Here is a 15,202-nt window from a genome sequence, read left to right as displayed (position 1 = left end):
GTGGCCCGGAAACTATCGGAGCTGACTTGGCGGCGATGGGCCGCAAAGCGGCCCCAGATTCCTGAAGGCTATTGAAGAAGGGCCTGCCTTGGCCCTTTCAGCGCCTCGACCCTCTGACCTCAAGGCTTGACGGTGTCCTTCCACCCCCCACCCAACGCCAGGAACACCCCAATCTGCCCCAGCGCCACTTGGCTATTGGCCGCCGCCAGCTGCGCGCGCACATCGGTATACGTTCGCGTTGCCTGCAAATCCGCCAGGAACGATTCACGCCCCGCCTGGTAATACCGGTGCGTCTGGTCCGCTGCTTCTTTCGCCGACTTCTCCGCTTCGGCAAGGGCATCGCGCCGGTCCAGCAGGGCGCTGTACTGCGCCAGGCGGGTTTGGGTCTCACGGATGGCGTTCAGCACCACCCCGTCGAAGCTGGCCAAGGCTGCCTGGGTCGAGGCTTCGGCCATGCGAATGCGGGCGCGGGTGCCGTTGGTGGGAATGCTCCAACTGATCTGCGGGCCAAAGCCCCAGCGGTTCGTCGAAGGGTCGCCAAGGTCCTCGAGAATACCGATGGTCCCCACCTGGGCCCCGATGCTGATGTCCGGGTACAGCGCGCCGGTCGCTACACCTATGTAGGCAGTGGCTGCAGCCAGCTGGCGCTCGGCCTGGCGGACGTCAGGGCGGCGCTTGAGCAAGGCCGCGCCGTCGCCCACCGGAACCAGCTGGTTCAGGTGCGGCAGCTCGGCACAATCAGCGGTACCGGCAGGTAGCTGGTCCACGGGCCTGGCGAGCAGCGCGGCCAGGGTGTACATGCCGGTCTCACGCTCAGCCTTGAAGCGTGGCAGTTCGGCGCGCAACGATTTGAACTGGGTCTGCGAACGCGTGACTTGGGTTTCATCACCGCGCCCGGCATCACGCAAACGCTGGTTGAGCTTCACGCTCTGCTCTTGCAAATCGAGTGACTCGCGGGCAATGTGGTACTCCTCGTTGGCCGAGCACACCTGGGTGTAGGCCTTGACCACATCCGCGACCAAGGTGATACGGGCGGTGTCGGCCGCAGCCTGGACAGCGTCGGCATTGGCTTTGGCCGCCTCGGTGCCGCGCTTGAAGGTACCCCACAGGTCAAACTGATAAGAAGCGCTGACGATGGCTTCACCAATGTTGGCCACCGGCACCTTCTCGGTCAGCAAGAATGCCTGGCCAGCCTCTTGCAAACGCTGGGCACCGATTTTGACCCCGCCGTTGAAGCCGCCTTGCGATTCGGCCACGTCCACCTGAGCGCGGGCTTTGGCGATGTTGGCGGCAGCCACGCGCAGTTCGGTGTTCGCGCTCAGGGCCTGGCGTACAAGCTCGTTCAGACGTGGATCCTGATACAGCTGCCACCAGTCCTCGGGCACCGGCGCCGAGACCACGCTGTCGGTATCCTGGCGCAGTGGGCCGTTGAGGTCGCTGCGTTGCACCGCCGCATCCTTCGGCACCTCATAGTCGGGGCCGACCATCATGCAAGCCCCCAGCGACAGACAGAGGCCAGCCAGGATCAACTGTTTCATGGACGCGGGCCCTCGATGATCGACACCGTGGCGGTACGCCCGGCGATCATGCGGAAGTCCTCAGGCACTTGGTCAAAGGCGATGCGCACCGGAATACGTTGGGCCAGGCGAACCCAACTGAACGCTGGGTTGACGTTGGGCAGCAGGTTGGCGCCGCTGCTGCGGTCGCGGTCTTCGATGCCGGCGGCGAAGCTTTGCACATGGCCGCGCAAGCGAGTGTTGTCGCCCATCACGCGGATGTCCACGGCGTCGCCGATGTGGATCCCGCCCAGCTTGGTTTCTTCGAAGTAGCCATCGACATGGTACGAGGCGCTGTCGACCACCGAGAGCACCGGCCGGCCGGCAGTGACGAACTCGTGGTTACGAGGCGCGCGGTCGTTGAGGTAGCCGTCCACCGGGCTGCGGACCACCGAGCGGTCGAGGTTGAGCTGAGCGGTATCGACCGCCACCTGCGCCTCGCTGACGGCAGAGCGGGCGCGGGCCTCGCGGGACTGGCTTTCTTCCAGTTGCTCGGCGGCCACCAGGTTACCCAGCTTGCGGTTACGCTGCGCTTCGCGGGAGGCCTGGGCGAGGGTTTCCTGGCGCTCGCCCAACGTGGCCTTGGCCTGGCGCAGCGCCAGGGTGAAGCGGTCCTGGTCGATGGTGAACAACACATCGCCGCGCTTGACGGTCTGGTTGTCGCGCACCTCGACCTTCTGGATCAACCCCGACACATCGGGTGCGATCTGGATCACGTCGGCACGAATGTGGCCGTCGCGGGTCCAGGGGGCAAACATGTAGTAGACCACCATCTGCCATACGAGCACGGCGGCGAAGGTCACTACCAGCAAGGTCAGGACCACACGGCCCAGGGTCAGCAAAGGTTTTTTCATGGCAGCATCAGGTTTCGACAAAAGTGGTCCACCGCGCCAAGCAGCACGGCATACAGGGCAACGTTAAACAACGCCCGGTGCCAAACCAGGCGGTAGAAATGCACGCGCAACAGCACTGCGTGCACCCCCAGGAACAGCAGGTAGGTGCCAAACATCATTACCAGCAGCGTGGGCAGGAACACCCCGCTGATATCCAGTTCACCAATCACAGGGGCGCTCCGTCGAGGCCGGGTGGCAGTTGTGGTTGTTCGGCGGGCTCGAGCATCACCTCCACCCCGGGCAGCAGCGCCAGGCGCAGGCCGCTCAGGGCGTGCAGCAAGTGGGTGCGGGCATCGCCACGCTCGTACAACTCGTCAAGGTTCAGCGCCAGCCGCGCCCGCTCCATGTTGCGCAGCAGTGCGGCCGGGGCATGCAGGCGTTCGCCGGCACGCAGGCAAGCAGCGTAGTGCGCGCCGACTTCCTCGATTACCGTGTTCAGCCGTTCACGGGCCTGCTGGCCAGCGCGCGGCAGGTAGGCAATCAGGTCGAGCAGGTTCAGCCCGACGCGCAGGTCGCGCAGGGCCACACCGCTGTCCTGGCCGGTTTGCGACAGACGCGGCAGGTGCTGCATCAGGCGGTCGAGCATTTGCACACCGACCTGACGGTGCTCGGCCAGGGTCGCTGGCTCGGTCATTTCAACGATGTCGCGCCAGGCGAAGCGGGTCATGCGCTTGGCCGCCAGCTCTACGCCGAACGGGCGCATCACCAACGTCCAGATAAAGGCGAACAGCAGGCCAACCGGGCCGGCCAGGTTGGAATTGAGGAAAGTGAAAAAGTCGGCGTCGTAGGCGCCCTGGATGCTGATAAAGGTCGAGGTGTTGACGATGGTCAGCAGGGTGCCCAGGTAAAAGCGCGGCTGCACGGTCAGGGTACCGACACAAATGAACGGTACAGCGAAGGCCAGCACCAGCATCGGGAAGTCGTGCAGGTTGGGCAGTACCAGGAACAGGTACAGGCTGGAGAAAATCACCGACATCAAGGTCCAGAAGAAGAACCGGTAGATCTGCGGCGCCGGGTCATCCATGGCGGCAAAGAAGCTGCAAGATACGGCAGCGAGAATCACCGCACTGGCGCCTTCGTTCCAGCCCAGACCGATCCACAAGCCGCAGGCGACCACGATTGCCAGGACCGTGGAGGCCACCGAATAGAGCATCAAGCCGCGGTCGAAGAATGCCGTCAGGCGGCCCAGGCGCCAGTGGCGGTAGACCGCACGCCATGGCGTGGCGTCGTCAGTGCGCAAGGCATGTTGCAGCGCGCAGCAGTCCTGCCACAGGTCGGCCCATTCGGTCAGGCGATAAAGGGCGTTGGACAGCAACAGTTCGGCGCGCTGGTCGAGCATGGCGGCAGCGGGCTGCAGGCGGTCGATTTGCTCGTGAAATGCGGTCCAGCGCGCCACCGACGCACTGTCGGCCGTGCCTTTGAGCCATTCGCGGGCGGCTGCAAGCACAGGCTGCAGCTGGGCGAACTGGGCCGCGGCGCGGCCTTCAAGGGCGACCAACGCGTCATCGAGCGCATCGATCACCGGCAGCAGGTGAATCATCCGTCCACGCAGTTCGCGGGCATTCTTCAAGGTATGCGGGCCAGCACCTTCATGACCGAGCTGGCCGATCATCAGTTCCAGCGAGTTGAAGGTGGCGACCATCGCCCCGCGCATGCCGCCGACTTTGTCGGCGCTGACATCGCGGGCCAGGTAGGTGTCGCTGTAGCGAATCGCTTCGGCGAACCAGTTGCCGGTGGCGCCAACCACCACGGGCGCCAGCCGGCGCGGCCAGAAGATGGCTCCGACCACCGCCGCACAGACGATCCCCAGGCAGATTTCCTGGGCACGGGAAGACGCTACGTCGAACACAGCCAGCGGGTTATCCACAACCGCCAGAGCGATCATGGGCAGGGTGTAGCCCGCCAGCATCAGGACGTAGTTGTTTGCCGTGCGCAGGTTCAGTGAAAGGAACAGCAAGGTGCCGGTCCACAGGGCGATGGCGATGCTCAGCAGCAACGGCGACTGCACCAGCGGCGGCACCAGGAAAATCGCCCCACCGGCCCCGAGCAACGTACCCACGGCGCGGTACACGGCCTTGGAACTGGTCGGGCCTACGAACGGGCTGGAGACGATATACACCGTGGCCATGGCCCAGTAGGGGCGCGGCAACTGCATGAGCAGGGCGATGTACAGGGCAATCATGGAAGCGGCAAAGGTGCGCACGCCGTAGAACCAGTCGCGCGCCGGGGGGACGGAGCTGAAGAAGCCGTTCATGCCACGCCGCCCGTACTGCCCAGGCCGGCAGCCTCAAAAGCGCGCAGCACACGCAAGGCGGCTTCCAGGTCAGCCTGGTCGATGCCCTGCAGCACATCGCGGCGCAGGCGCACCAGCTCGGCTTCAATGGCTTCGGCCAAGGCGCGGCCTTCGCCGGTCAGGCTCAGGGCCTTGGCGCGGCGGTCGAGTGGGTCCTCGCTGCGGCAGACCAGGCCGGCCTTGCACAGTTGATCGAGCAGGCGCACCAGCGATGGGCTTTCCAGCCCGGCGGCCTGGGCCACAGCCACCTGGTGCACGCCGTCACCCAGACGCACGATCATCAGCAGTGGCGCGGCGCAAGCCTCGGAAATGCCGTAACCGGTCAGCGCAGCATGGCAAATGCGCCGCCAATGGCGAGCGGCAACCACCATGCCGCTGCTGACTTGCAGGCGCAGGAGATCAAGGGACATTGAAGGAACCAAGGATATTCATAGTTTGCTAACTATCAATATACGCCTGTGCCTCCCCCTGTCGTCAACAGGGGCTGACCAGGGGTATGGATGAATTGTTGTTCATGCTGGGGGTATTTGGCTGCCTGTGCCGGCGGCAGTGCCAGTACAGGCGACAGAATCAGGGCTGTATCTGATCTTCCAGCTTCATGGTCAGGGCCAGCGTACTGCCCATGTGCACTGCGCGGTCGCGCCACTCCTGGTATCGCATCCCGTCACGGCTGCTGAAATGCACCGCCAACTCCTCGGCTGCCTGCACCACCCCGGCCGCTGCCGCCAGTTCCAGCCAGTACAGCGCGGCCTTGACGTCAGCCTCCACATACAGCCCGTGCATCAACCGGTAACCCACCTCAAAACGGCAGCGCGCCTCGCCCCGTTCTGCCCCGCGCATGAACCACTGGTAGGCCTGCACCAGGTCGACCTGCCATTCCAGAGCGCCGTCGCACACCTCCTCCTCATACAGGTCGCCCAACGCCGCCGCCGCGTGCAACATGCCGCGCTCAAAGGCTTGCCGATAGCAATCGGCCGCCTGAACGTAGGATGGATCGATGCCTTTGCCAAAATAGTGCTGCTGCCCGAGGTTGAACCAGGCGGCGGCATTACCCTGCAACGCGGCCATGCGCAGCAGGTGCCCGGCCAGTACGGTATCGGCACGCCAGTACTTGCCGTTGAGCCAGATCCAGCCGAGGTCATTCAGGGCCGCCACGCTGCCTTGCAAGGCCTGGTGGCGCAGGTCGGCATACACCGTCTGCAGGTCGCTGGCCTCGTCCAGGCGATTGACCAGCAATGAACGCTGGCTAGGCAGGCCCACACCGGCAAACATTCGATGCCGCCTACCGACAGGCGCAGGTGGGGCGATGACCCGTTCAGGCAAAAGGCGGGCAAGCAGCGAATGGATATTGCTGGCAGCAGACATGTTCATCCTCATTGAACGACGCACAACCCCAACCTTCGGCTGTGATGAGGCGTGATTTTGCGTGACGTCACGTCAAAACCTGTCGCGAACGATTCGGCACAAGGCAACCAAATGCGAGTTCCTTGATCTGAGCAGGCTGTGGCCAATTGCCATACTTCACGCCTGCGGCCATCCTGTTGCAGCAAAGCCTAGACAAGGACGTTATCTTTTGCCGTTCGCCACCACTCGCGCCACCCTCAGCCGTCAGTGGGCGCTGCTGCGCCAGCTACCCAGCCGCTCTCCTGGCATTACCAGCGCCGAATTGGTGTGGCGCCTGCGCGATGTGGGCTTTACGGTCAGCAAACGCACTGTCGAGCGAGACCTCAATGAGCTGTCGCTGATTTTTCCCCTGGAGCGCAATGACAAGAGCATTCCGTTCGGCTGGCACTGGTCGGCAAGTGCCGTAGGCGAGTTGCGCGGTAACTTCGACCTGCTCACGCACCTGCGCGGTGATGCGCTGCAACCGGTCCAGGGCGAGGGCGTGGAGCTGGTGGCGCGGATCAGTGATGCGCTGGCGCGGCAGTTGCGGGAAGCGCCTTTGAGCAGCGACATGCAGCTGACGGCGCTAGAGCATGGGCATCGGTTGCGGGGCACGGTGAGCGATGGCTGGCCGCTGCGTTGGTGGCTGTTGAGCCATGGCGATGGCGTGGTGGTGGAACAGCCTACGGGGTTGCGGGAAGAAATTGGCAGGATCCTGAGCAATGCGGCGGCGCAGTACCTTGATTGAACCTGTAGTGACCCTATCGCCGGCAAGCCAGCACCCACAGGTATGCCACCGCCCCCAAGGCTTGTGAATCTCCTGTGGGAGTTGGCTTGCCGGCGATAGGGCCAGTAAAGGTCAGCGCTGCATGCCCCAGCGCCGTACCGTCAGGCGCTCCAGGGTATTGAACACCAGCCCTTCCACCAGCAAACCGATCAGGATCACCACCGCCAAACCGGCGAACACCTTGTCGGTGTACAGCTCGTTCCGGTTCTGGAAGATGTACCATCCCAGCCCGCCCTTGCCACTGCTGGCGCCGAACACCAATTCGGCGGCGATCAGGGTGCGCCAGGCAAACGCCCAGCCAATCTTCAAACCCGACAGAATCGATGGCAAGGCCGCCGGTACCAGGATGTGCAGCACCAGCCGCAGCCCTTTCAGGCCGTAGTTGCGCCCAGCCATGCGCAGGGTCTCGGACACGCCGAGAAAGCCGGCATAGGTATTGAGTGCCAATGCCCACAGCACCGAATGCACCAGCACGAAGATCAGGCTGTTGTCACCCAGCCCGAACCAAAGCAAGGCCAGCGGCAGCAGAGCGATGGCCGGCAGCGGGTTGAACATCGAAGTCAGCGTGCCCAGCAAGTCCCGTCCTAACTGGGTGGAAACCGCCAGGCTGGTCAAACCGAAGGCCAGGACAATACCCAACACATAGCCCTTGAGCAGGATCACCAGCGAAACCCCGACCTTGGCCGGCAGCTCACCACTGATCAAGCCGCCCCACAGGGCTGCAGCTGTTTGCAGGAAGCTGGGCAGCAGCAGGTCGTTACCCTGGTATCGCGCAGCGGCCTCCCACAGCACGGCGATTACCAGCAGGATTACCGCTTTGCGCAACCAGCCCTGCTGCCACAGGCGCTGGGCCAACGGTAATCGGCGCTCCACAGGCACACTGAGCAGGGGCTGCAGCTGCACCTCGTATTCCTGGCGTACAGGTGTAGTGGTCATGGCTGAAGCTCCTGTCAGTAGGCGATGCGAATGTCGTTGAAGCCCAGGTCGTCGGGCTGTTCCGGGACTTCTGCCTCGTCGAACAGCAAACGATGGATACGCCGGGCACTGGCCTGGAAGTCACTGCCGCCCAGACTGCCCAGGTCGTATTGGTGGCTGTGCACTTCTGCGCGCACCCGCCCCGGGTGCGGCGACAACAGCAGGATGCGATTGCCGATCACCAGCGCTTCTTCGATGGAGTGGGTGACGAACAGCAGGGTGAAGCGCACCTCCTCCCACAGCAGCAGCAACTCTTCCTGCATCTTGCGTCGGGTCAGCGCATCCAGTGCAGCAAATGGCTCGTCCATCAGCAGGATCTTCGGCTGCGTAGCCAAGGCGCGGGCGATCGCCACGCGGGCCTTCATGCCCCCCGACAAGGTATGCGGATAGGCATCGGCAAAGGCCGCCAGGCCGACCTTGTCGAGGTAATGCAGTGCCCGTTCTTCTGCTTCGGCGCGCTTGAGCTGGCCCGAAACCAACAGCGGGAACATCACGTTCTGCTTCACCGTTTTCCATGGTGGCAGCTGGTCGAACTCCTGGAACACCACGATGCGGTCAGGGCCGGGGCCACGTACTGCCTGGCCTTGCAGCAGAATCTGTCCTTCCTGTGGCTGGATGAACCCGGCAACCGCCTTGAGCAAGGTGGACTTGCCGCAGCCAGAGGGGCCGAGCAGCACAAAACGGTCGGCACGATCGACTTCGAAGCTGACCTGGTGGGTGGCACGCACCACGCGCTGCGCGGTGCGGTATTCGAGGCTGAGGTTATCCACCTTCAGCAAAGGTGGCGTTACGACACGGCTCAGGTTGCTGGCCGTGTGGCCTGGCAAAGGGGCGGTCATGATCAGTCAGCTCCCCTGCAGCGGGCGTTCATCCTGGAAGAAGTAGTCCTTCCACGATTCCGGCTTGTGCTTGATGGCGCCTACCCGATACAGGAAATCGGCCAGCTTGTAGGTGTTCTTTGGCGTGACGGTGAACTCGTACTGCGGGTTGTCGATCAGCTTGATCAGCGCGTCGCGGTCGATCTTGGCGTTGGTCACGCGGATGTAGGTGTCGGCGGCAGCGGCCTTGTCCTTCTGGGCGAAGTCTGCGGCTTCAGCCAAGGCGTCGACGAACGCTTTGTAGGTTTTCGGGTTGTCCTTGCGGAATTTTTCAGTCGCGAACAGCAAGGTCGGCGAGTTGGGCCCAAGCAGGTCGTAGCTGTTGAGCACCACGTGCACGTCCTTGTTGGCCAGCACCTGGTCCTGGAACGGCGGGTTGGAGAAGTGACCGTTCAGCTCGGTGCCACCGGCCAGCAACGCGGCGGTGGCGTCCGGGTGCGGTACGGCCAGGGTGTACTTGTCGAGGCGGTTGTATTCCTTGTCGCCCCATTGCTGCGCAGCGGCGTATTGCAGGAAGCGCGACTGTACCGACACGCCTACCGCCGGCAGCGCGATGCGGTCCTTGTCGGAGATATCAGCGATGGTCTTCACATTGGGGTTGCTGCTGACCAGGTAGTACGGGAAGTTACCCAGCGAGGCCACAGCCTTGACGTTCTGCCGGCCCTTGGTGCGGTCCCAGACGGTCAGCAGCGGGCCGACCCCAGCACCGGCGATATCGACCGAGCCGGACAGCAGGGCGTCGTTGATCGCCGAACCACCCGACAATTGGGCCCAGTCGACTTCGATGTCGATGCCCTGCTCCTTGCCGTGTTTCTCGATCAGGTGCTGGTCACGCACCACGTTAAGCAGCAGGTAGACGATGCCGAACTGCTCGGCGATGCGAATCTTGCCTTCTGCTTGTGCCACGGCGGGGGCCGCCAGGCTGCCGACGACCAGGCTAGCGCCCAGTCCGATGCTTGCCGCCAGGCGGCTGATGGATTTGCGCATGATGGTATTCCTCAGACGTCAGAAAGGGGCATCGCCCTGGATAGTGGTGCGATACAGCTTGCGCCGCAGGTCGGCGGGGCAACCGGTGGCCAGGTGAATCAGCGAGCGGTTGTCCCAGAACACCAGGTCGTGGGGCCGCCACTGGTGGCGGTAGATGTTCTGCTCCAGCACGCTGAGGGCGTAGAGCTGCTGCAGCACGTCGCGACTTTCGTCATCTGGCAGGCCGACGATGCGGGTGGTGAAGCCTTCGCTGACGAACAGTGCCTTGCGGCCGTTTTCCGGATGAGTGCGCACCACCGGGTGGATCACTTCCTGAACCTGTGCCAGTTGCTCGGCAGTCAGGGTCGGGCGCCAATTGCCTTCGAACTTGGTTTCGGCGTAACGGGCGGTGTAGGAGTGGGCGGCATCGCGGCCCTCGACCACTTTGCGCAGGGCGTCAGGCACAGCGTCCCAGGCCTTGTGCATGTCGGCAAACAGCGTGTCGCCGCCTTCGCTGGGCAGTTCCTGGGCGTGCAGCATCGAACCAAGGCTGGGCAACGCTTTGTAGGACAGGTCTGAGTGCCAGAACTTTCCGGCATCACCCAGGCCGATGTTCTGGCCATTCTCGATGATGTTGGAAACGATCAGGATCTCGGGGTGGCCGGCAAGCAGGAACTGCTTGAGCACGTGGATCTGCAATTCGCCGAAACGCCGGCTGAAGGCAATTTGTTGATCTGGGCTGATGCGCTGGTCGCGGAACACCAGCACATGGTGGTCGAGGTGGGCACGATGGATACGCGCGAAATCCGCGGCGTTGACCGGTGCGGCCAGGTCCAGACCGATGATCTCGGCACCGACGGCACCGGCGAATGGGCGGATTTCGAAGGATTGCGGCTGGGCGCTGTCGATGGTCGACAAGGCGTTCGAGGCGGCTGACATTTTTCACTCCCACGCAGTGCGCGACTTCAATGGCGCGCAACGATCAGAAACGCACGGGGATTTCCCGTGTGGGTTCAAGTCGTGCGGCGCATCGATTGGTCGACGGGTACGCAGTGGAAGCGACTATAAAGTCATAAGAGGAATAATTTAAATACCTTTAAAGAATAACCATAGCACCGAGCCTTGCTCAGATCAGCCCGCCCTGCTCTTCCTCATCGATCAGGTTGTTCAGGCTGCTGAGCGCCCTGCGCGCCGTAGAACGGTTGAGCAGCTTGGCCTGTGCGCCTGCGGGCAGGTCGGTAATCTTGAACACACCCTTGGCGGTCAGTACATCGATCAGATCTTCAAGGACACGGATCATGTCCAAGTCGCTTTGCTTGAGCTGGTTGAGGCTGTTTTCCACGACGTCGTCGGCAAACCACTCCTGAATATCGGCATGGTCGGCGGGAAGCATTTCGGTGAACTGGTCAAAAGCGGCTGCCTCTACCCGCAGCAACTCACCAGCAGCATTGCGTTGCACGTAGAACATGGCGGTGTCCCTCGTCACGTTGATTCCTTGTTGGTAGGCAGCAGCATAGGCAAAGATCAGCAGGCACGCAGGCCCGGCGCCAGAGTATGCGCTGTCGAGAGATGGCAGGAAAGAGCCGTGACCGCTGCGCGGCCAATCGCCGGCAAGCCAGCGCCCACAGGGGTAGCACAACCTTGAAGGCTTGCACTGTACCTATGCGGGCTGGCTTGCCAGCGACCGGGCTGCAGAGCAGCCCGCTAACGCATCAGCAATCAGCTGTCCTTGTTGTGAATGATGATGGTCGGGTCAGCACCGCTGATCAACGAGTTGATCGTGGTGTTGGACCAGTTCACCCCTTCCAGCTTGATGGTCACGTCGGCATTGGCGATACCACCTTCGGCGTTGAGCTTGCCTTCGCTGCTGACCTGCAACGTAGTCGTGCCTTCCACCGTGGAGAGCTTCAGGTAGTTGTCGATGGTGCTGCCCTTCTCGCCCTGCAGCAGGTCCTTCAGGTCGATCCGGTCGCCCTCGGCCACCTTGAAGTCTTTGATCACATCGCTGCCAATGTCGCCAGCCTTCCACACGAAGGTGTCGGCACCGCTGCCACCGATCAGGATATCGTTGCCCTCGCCACCGATCAGGGTGTCATTGCCAGTACCGCCCAGCAGGATGTCATTACCTTTGCCACCGTTGAGCGTGTCGTTACCACCTTGGCCGAAGAGGATATCGTTGCCATTGCCGCCCGACAGGATGTCGTTGCCATCTTTGGCGCCAGAGATATCGAATTCGCTGTAGTGCTCGCTGATGTACTGGTGCACATTGCTGGTGCTGACGGCGCTGACTTCGACCCCGCTCTTCTGCGCGACATAGGTTTGCAGGGCCTGATAGCCCTCGCTCACCACACCGTTGAGGGTGATCAGGTCACCGAAGATGATGTCGTTGCCGTTGCCACCGTCGATGGTATCAGCACCCGGTACCGTTGCTTCGGAGTGGCCGAGGATCGCCTTGGCCAGGTCGGACGGATCGATGTTGGTCTGTGGCTTGCCAGCGCTGTCGTACGGTGTCAGGTCGCTCAGCGTGACATCACTGTTCAGGCCGATGGCTTGCACTTTGGTCACGCCAGAAAGCAGGTTGAAACTCGCCGTCGAGCCATCAGCCGCATTGGAAAGGTTATTCGAGCTTGTCCCGCCGTTGCCGGCCAGATTGGACAGCTCGTAGGTACCGTCACCCTGGGCATGGATGGTGCCCAGGTCGCTGGTCGAATCCAGGCGACCACTGCTCCGGTAGGTATAGAGCGTGACCGTCCCGTTGCTGCTGATTTCCAGCTTGTGGGTGCTGTCGACCATGGTGCTGAAGGAGTCACCAATCTTGTAGTTGTTGACGTTGACCACATCGTCCAGGTACTTGCCGCCCGTCCACAGACGCGGGTTGGTCGACTCGCCGTTCTGGTAGTACGTGGGTTTACCGTCGGTGATGAAGTAGGTCAGGTTTTCTGCACCGGTGTTGCTGGTAGCCATGGTGCTCTTGAAGAAGTTGGCAGTGGTCTTGAACGCGTCCTCATAGTTGGTACCGCCACCGTAGTAGCCGCCCACCATCGAGTTCAATACCGCCTGCAACTTGCTCAGGGCATCCGGGTCGGCAAGGTTCACCGCTACGTTCTTGTTCACCTGGGTATCGAAGTCAACCAGGAAGATGTTCACGGTACCCGAAGTGTCGGAGCCCAGGCTGGACTTGAGTGAGTTGAACACCGACGCCAACTGCGCCTTCGCGTCGGAAATCGACTTGTCGCTCATACTGCCCGAGCTGTCGACCATGAAGGCGATGTTGTAGTTCTTGCCCTGGACCACGTTAAGGCCAGCCACGTCGGCGACAATGATGTCGTTGCCTTCGCTGCCGGTCATGGTGTCGTTGCCCGCAGTGCCTACGCTGGCCTTGTAGGTCGCGGCGTACACGGTCACTGGGATATTGCCAGTGGTCATGGCCGAACCGCCCAGGCTTTCAGTGGCAGTCGAGATGACAGTGATGTCGAACGAGCCTTTGTAGTAGGCCGGCGGAGTCAAGGTCAGGCTGCTGAGCTTCCAGCCGGTCACATCCACTGGTGTGCTGCCTACCGTGACCGTGTGGCCTGCGCCATCGCTGAGTACAGTGCCTTTCGGAATACCGCTGAGGGTCACGTTCAGGGTTTCTGAACCGTCGGTATCGGTCAGGGCGGTTGTAATACCGACCAATTTCACCGAGCCACCTTCCGGCCCTTCGTTCAGCTTGTAGCCGTCGTAGTAGCTCTGACCATTTACGGTATGCAGGTCGGACACGCCCAGGCCAGCATTGGCCATCTCGGTCACGTTCTGGTACATCTTGACGTTCGAGCTGTTCAGGTCAGTGACCGCACCCGAGCCTACCTGGATGTTCAGGTCATAGCTGCCCGGACCGGACTGGTTGGCATGGTAGACCTCGATCGGGTAGTAGCCGCTGGTGTTCGGGGTGAAGGTGCCCGAAACCTGGCCACCGCCACCCCAGGTGGCCGTGACCACAGTCTTGCCACCAATGGTGACCACGAAGCTGTCATCAGCAGTGCCGCTAAAGGTGTAGGTCTTGCCGGCTTCCAGGTAGATCAGGCCCGAGGTTTTCGAGCCGGTGCCGGCAGTGACGCTGCCATCAGACTGCACGTTGGTGGTGGTGGAGCTGGAGGCAGCGTTGCCGGAGTTGGCAAAGACCGTCTTGAGCGCATCACCGGTAATGCCATTGCCATCGGTGCCCAGGCCTTTGAGGGTAGTCCAGACTTCCTTGGTCAGGCCTTTGGACGCAACATCGGCGCTGCCGAAGCTCAATGTCGGTTTGTCGGCAACCGGGCTGATGTCGACCTTCATGGTCACTTCGCTGCCCAGGTTGGTGCCGTCGTTCGGCTTGAACTTGAACTGCGCGTAATCGGCCTGTTGGTTACCCACGCCGTTGCCACCATAGTTGTCCGCACCCGACTGGTTCTGAGCCGGTACGAACTTCAGGTTCTGGGCCGTGATATCAGCCTGGCTGATCACCTGGCCAGCGGTCACGTTCACCCATGCAGTCCCGTTGAAGAACTGCAGGGTGCCCGCGGCCGGGAGCGAAGAAATGGTTACTGACAAGCCGGTGTTGCCATCGGCATCGGTGACCTTGAAGTCACTCCAGGCGAAGACGTAGTCAGTGTCTTCCACACCGAACACCGCACCGCCAGGCGAAACCGGCAGGTGGTCGTTGTCCAGAATGGTCGTAGTCACGCTCGACTTGCTGCTGTCGACCTGCAGGTTCTCGAAGTTACCACCAGTGGCGGCTTCGATCTTCACCACGAAGTTCTCGGTCCCCTCGACCAGCTTGTCGTCGATGGTCGCGATGTCGAACGTGGTGCTGCTGCTGTTGGCTGGAATTTTCACGGTGGCGACACCGGTAAAGTCCTCACCATTTTTGGCAGTGCCGCTGTAGCTGAGGGTAATGGTGACCTCGGACTTCGACGCATTGCTCAAGGTCAGCGTGTAATGGCCGGTGTCGCCTTCGGTCAGCGAAGTGCTCCCGCTGATGCCGACGGTGGTGACATCACCCTGGTTACCAGTGCCCGGAGTGCCCACACCTGGCTCGTCGGTAACGGTGGTGGTCACCTGGGTTTTATCCAGGGTCAGTTTCTCGAACTTGCCGACGTCATCGCCGCTCACCGAGGCGATCGACTTGATCACCGCCGGGTTGCTGCCGACGTAGACGTTGTCCGGAGCGGTGACGGTAGCAGTCCCTACGGTGCTGTTGGCCGGCACGGTGATGACGGTGGTGCCGTCGCTCAAGGTGAAGGTCAGCGCCGCGTGCTTGTCGATCGGCAGGCCGTCTTTGTTGGTCAGGGTCACGGTGTAGGTGATCGCGCCACCTTCAGTTACAGAAGGGGTGGCCGTCAGCTTGGCCACCACTTCGTCGGTGGTGTCGGTCACGGTGACCTTGGCCGCGTCGCCCAGCTGCAGGTTCTCGAAGGTGCGGTTGCCGATGTCGGCCGCCGACTTGATACCCA

At 62.2% G+C, this 15,202-nt stretch carries 13 protein-coding genes; 1 reads left to right on the top strand and 12 read right to left on the bottom strand.

From position 1 onward, the window contains the following. Positions 1-119 precede the first annotated feature (119 nt). The 6 genes from OO258_RS24190 to OO258_RS24165 form a co-directional block, all read right to left on the bottom strand. A complete protein-coding gene (locus OO258_RS24190) occupies positions 120-1,538 on the bottom strand; it encodes an efflux transporter outer membrane subunit (protein WP_266033530.1) in 1,419 nt (472 codons plus the stop codon). Continuing rightward, positions 1,535-2,410 (bottom strand): HlyD family secretion protein, encoded by an 876-nt coding sequence (locus tag OO258_RS24185; RefSeq protein ID WP_266033527.1) that lies wholly within the window; start codon positions 2,408-2,410, stop codon positions 1,535-1,537. Before OO258_RS24185 ends, OO258_RS24190 begins: the two co-directional genes overlap by 4 nt. Then, entirely contained in the window at positions 2,407-2,619 is a 213-nt protein-coding gene (locus OO258_RS24180; protein ID WP_110746744.1) for a DUF1656 domain-containing protein, read from the bottom strand. The genes OO258_RS24185 and OO258_RS24180 overlap by 4 nt, the downstream gene beginning before the upstream one ends. Further along, positions 2,616-4,703 (bottom strand): FUSC family protein, encoded by a 2,088-nt coding sequence (locus OO258_RS24175; RefSeq protein ID WP_266033524.1) that lies wholly within the window; start codon positions 4,701-4,703, stop codon positions 2,616-2,618. The genes OO258_RS24180 and OO258_RS24175 overlap by 4 nt, the downstream gene beginning before the upstream one ends. Then, the gene (locus tag OO258_RS24170; protein WP_266033522.1) at positions 4,700-5,152 is read right to left on the bottom strand and encodes a MarR family winged helix-turn-helix transcriptional regulator; all 453 of its coding nucleotides are present in this window, start codon (positions 5,150-5,152) and stop codon (positions 4,700-4,702) included. The genes OO258_RS24175 and OO258_RS24170 overlap by 4 nt, the downstream gene beginning before the upstream one ends. 160 nt (positions 5,153-5,312) lie before the next feature. Next, positions 5,313-6,107 carry a tetratricopeptide repeat protein gene (locus tag OO258_RS24165; protein WP_266033519.1) on the bottom strand — a complete coding sequence of 265 codons (795 nt, stop codon included), beginning with the start codon at positions 6,105-6,107 and terminating at the stop codon, positions 5,313-5,315. A gap of 208 nt (positions 6,108-6,315) precedes the next feature. Here OO258_RS24165 and OO258_RS24160 point away from each other — a divergent pair, with 208 nt between their 5' ends. Then, positions 6,316-6,873, top strand: a complete 558-nt coding sequence (locus OO258_RS24160) for a WYL domain-containing protein (RefSeq protein WP_110746735.1) — start codon at positions 6,316-6,318, stop codon at positions 6,871-6,873. A 111-nt stretch (positions 6,874-6,984) separates the two neighbouring features. Here OO258_RS24160 and OO258_RS24155 read toward each other — a convergent pair whose 3' ends face one another. From OO258_RS24155 to OO258_RS24130, 6 genes are all read right to left on the bottom strand, one after another. After that, positions 6,985-7,848 (bottom strand): ABC transporter permease, encoded by an 864-nt coding sequence (locus OO258_RS24155; RefSeq protein ID WP_110746733.1) that lies wholly within the window; start codon positions 7,846-7,848, stop codon positions 6,985-6,987. Between the two features lie 14 nt (positions 7,849-7,862). Further along, entirely contained in the window at positions 7,863-8,726 is an 864-nt protein-coding gene (locus OO258_RS24150) for an ABC transporter ATP-binding protein (RefSeq protein ID WP_266033516.1), read from the bottom strand. A gap of 6 nt (positions 8,727-8,732) precedes the next feature. After that, complete coding sequence (locus OO258_RS24145) at positions 8,733-9,752, bottom strand: ABC transporter substrate-binding protein (protein WP_266033514.1); 1,020 nt, start codon at positions 9,750-9,752, stop codon at positions 8,733-8,735. A gap of 18 nt (positions 9,753-9,770) precedes the next feature. Then, positions 9,771-10,670 (bottom strand): TauD/TfdA dioxygenase family protein, encoded by a 900-nt coding sequence (locus tag OO258_RS24140; RefSeq protein ID WP_266033511.1) that lies wholly within the window; start codon positions 10,668-10,670, stop codon positions 9,771-9,773. A gap of 187 nt (positions 10,671-10,857) precedes the next feature. Beyond that, on the bottom strand, positions 10,858-11,199 hold the full coding sequence (locus tag OO258_RS24135; RefSeq protein WP_266033686.1) for a tryptophan synthase subunit beta: 342 nt from the start codon (positions 11,197-11,199) through the stop codon (positions 10,858-10,860). A gap of 251 nt (positions 11,200-11,450) precedes the next feature. Next, positions 11,451-15,202 (bottom strand): immunoglobulin-like domain-containing protein (locus OO258_RS24130; RefSeq protein WP_266033508.1); only part of this gene is annotated, 3,752 nt, incomplete at its 5' end.

The organism is Pseudomonas sp. DCB_BI (assembly GCF_026240995.1).
Lineage (GTDB): Bacteria > Pseudomonadota > Gammaproteobacteria > Pseudomonadales > Pseudomonadaceae > Aquipseudomonas.
The sequence above is the reverse complement of the archived record's forward strand: the minus strand, read 5'-3'. Positions and strand labels throughout refer to the sequence as shown.

What these genes read in the sequence shown, in the direction of transcription:
- OO258_RS24190 (WP_266033530.1), bottom strand. Translation starts at nt 1,538, where the DNA reads ATGAAACAGTTGATCCTGGCTGGCCTCTGTCTGTCGCTGGGGGCTTGC.
- OO258_RS24185 (WP_266033527.1), bottom strand. Translation starts at nt 2,410, where the DNA reads ATGAAAAAACCTTTGCTGACCCTGGGCCGTGTGGTCCTGACCTTGCTG.
- OO258_RS24175 (WP_266033524.1), bottom strand. Translation starts at nt 4,703, where the DNA reads ATGAACGGCTTCTTCAGCTCCGTCCCCCCGGCGCGCGACTGGTTCTAC.
- OO258_RS24170 (WP_266033522.1), bottom strand. Translation starts at nt 5,152, where the DNA reads ATGTCCCTTGATCTCCTGCGCCTGCAAGTCAGCAGCGGCATGGTGGTT.
- OO258_RS24165 (WP_266033519.1), bottom strand. Translation starts at nt 6,107, where the DNA reads ATGTCTGCTGCCAGCAATATCCATTCGCTGCTTGCCCGCCTTTTGCCT.
- OO258_RS24155 (WP_110746733.1), bottom strand. Translation starts at nt 7,848, where the DNA reads ATGACCACTACACCTGTACGCCAGGAATACGAGGTGCAGCTGCAGCCC.
- OO258_RS24150 (WP_266033516.1), bottom strand. Translation starts at nt 8,726, where the DNA reads ATGACCGCCCCTTTGCCAGGCCACACGGCCAGCAACCTGAGCCGTGTC.
- OO258_RS24145 (WP_266033514.1), bottom strand. Translation starts at nt 9,752, where the DNA reads ATGCGCAAATCCATCAGCCGCCTGGCGGCAAGCATCGGACTGGGCGCT.
- OO258_RS24140 (WP_266033511.1), bottom strand. Translation starts at nt 10,670, where the DNA reads ATGTCAGCCGCCTCGAACGCCTTGTCGACCATCGACAGCGCCCAGCCG.
- OO258_RS24135 (WP_266033686.1), bottom strand. Translation starts at nt 11,199, where the DNA reads ATGTTCTACGTGCAACGCAATGCTGCTGGTGAGTTGCTGCGGGTAGAG.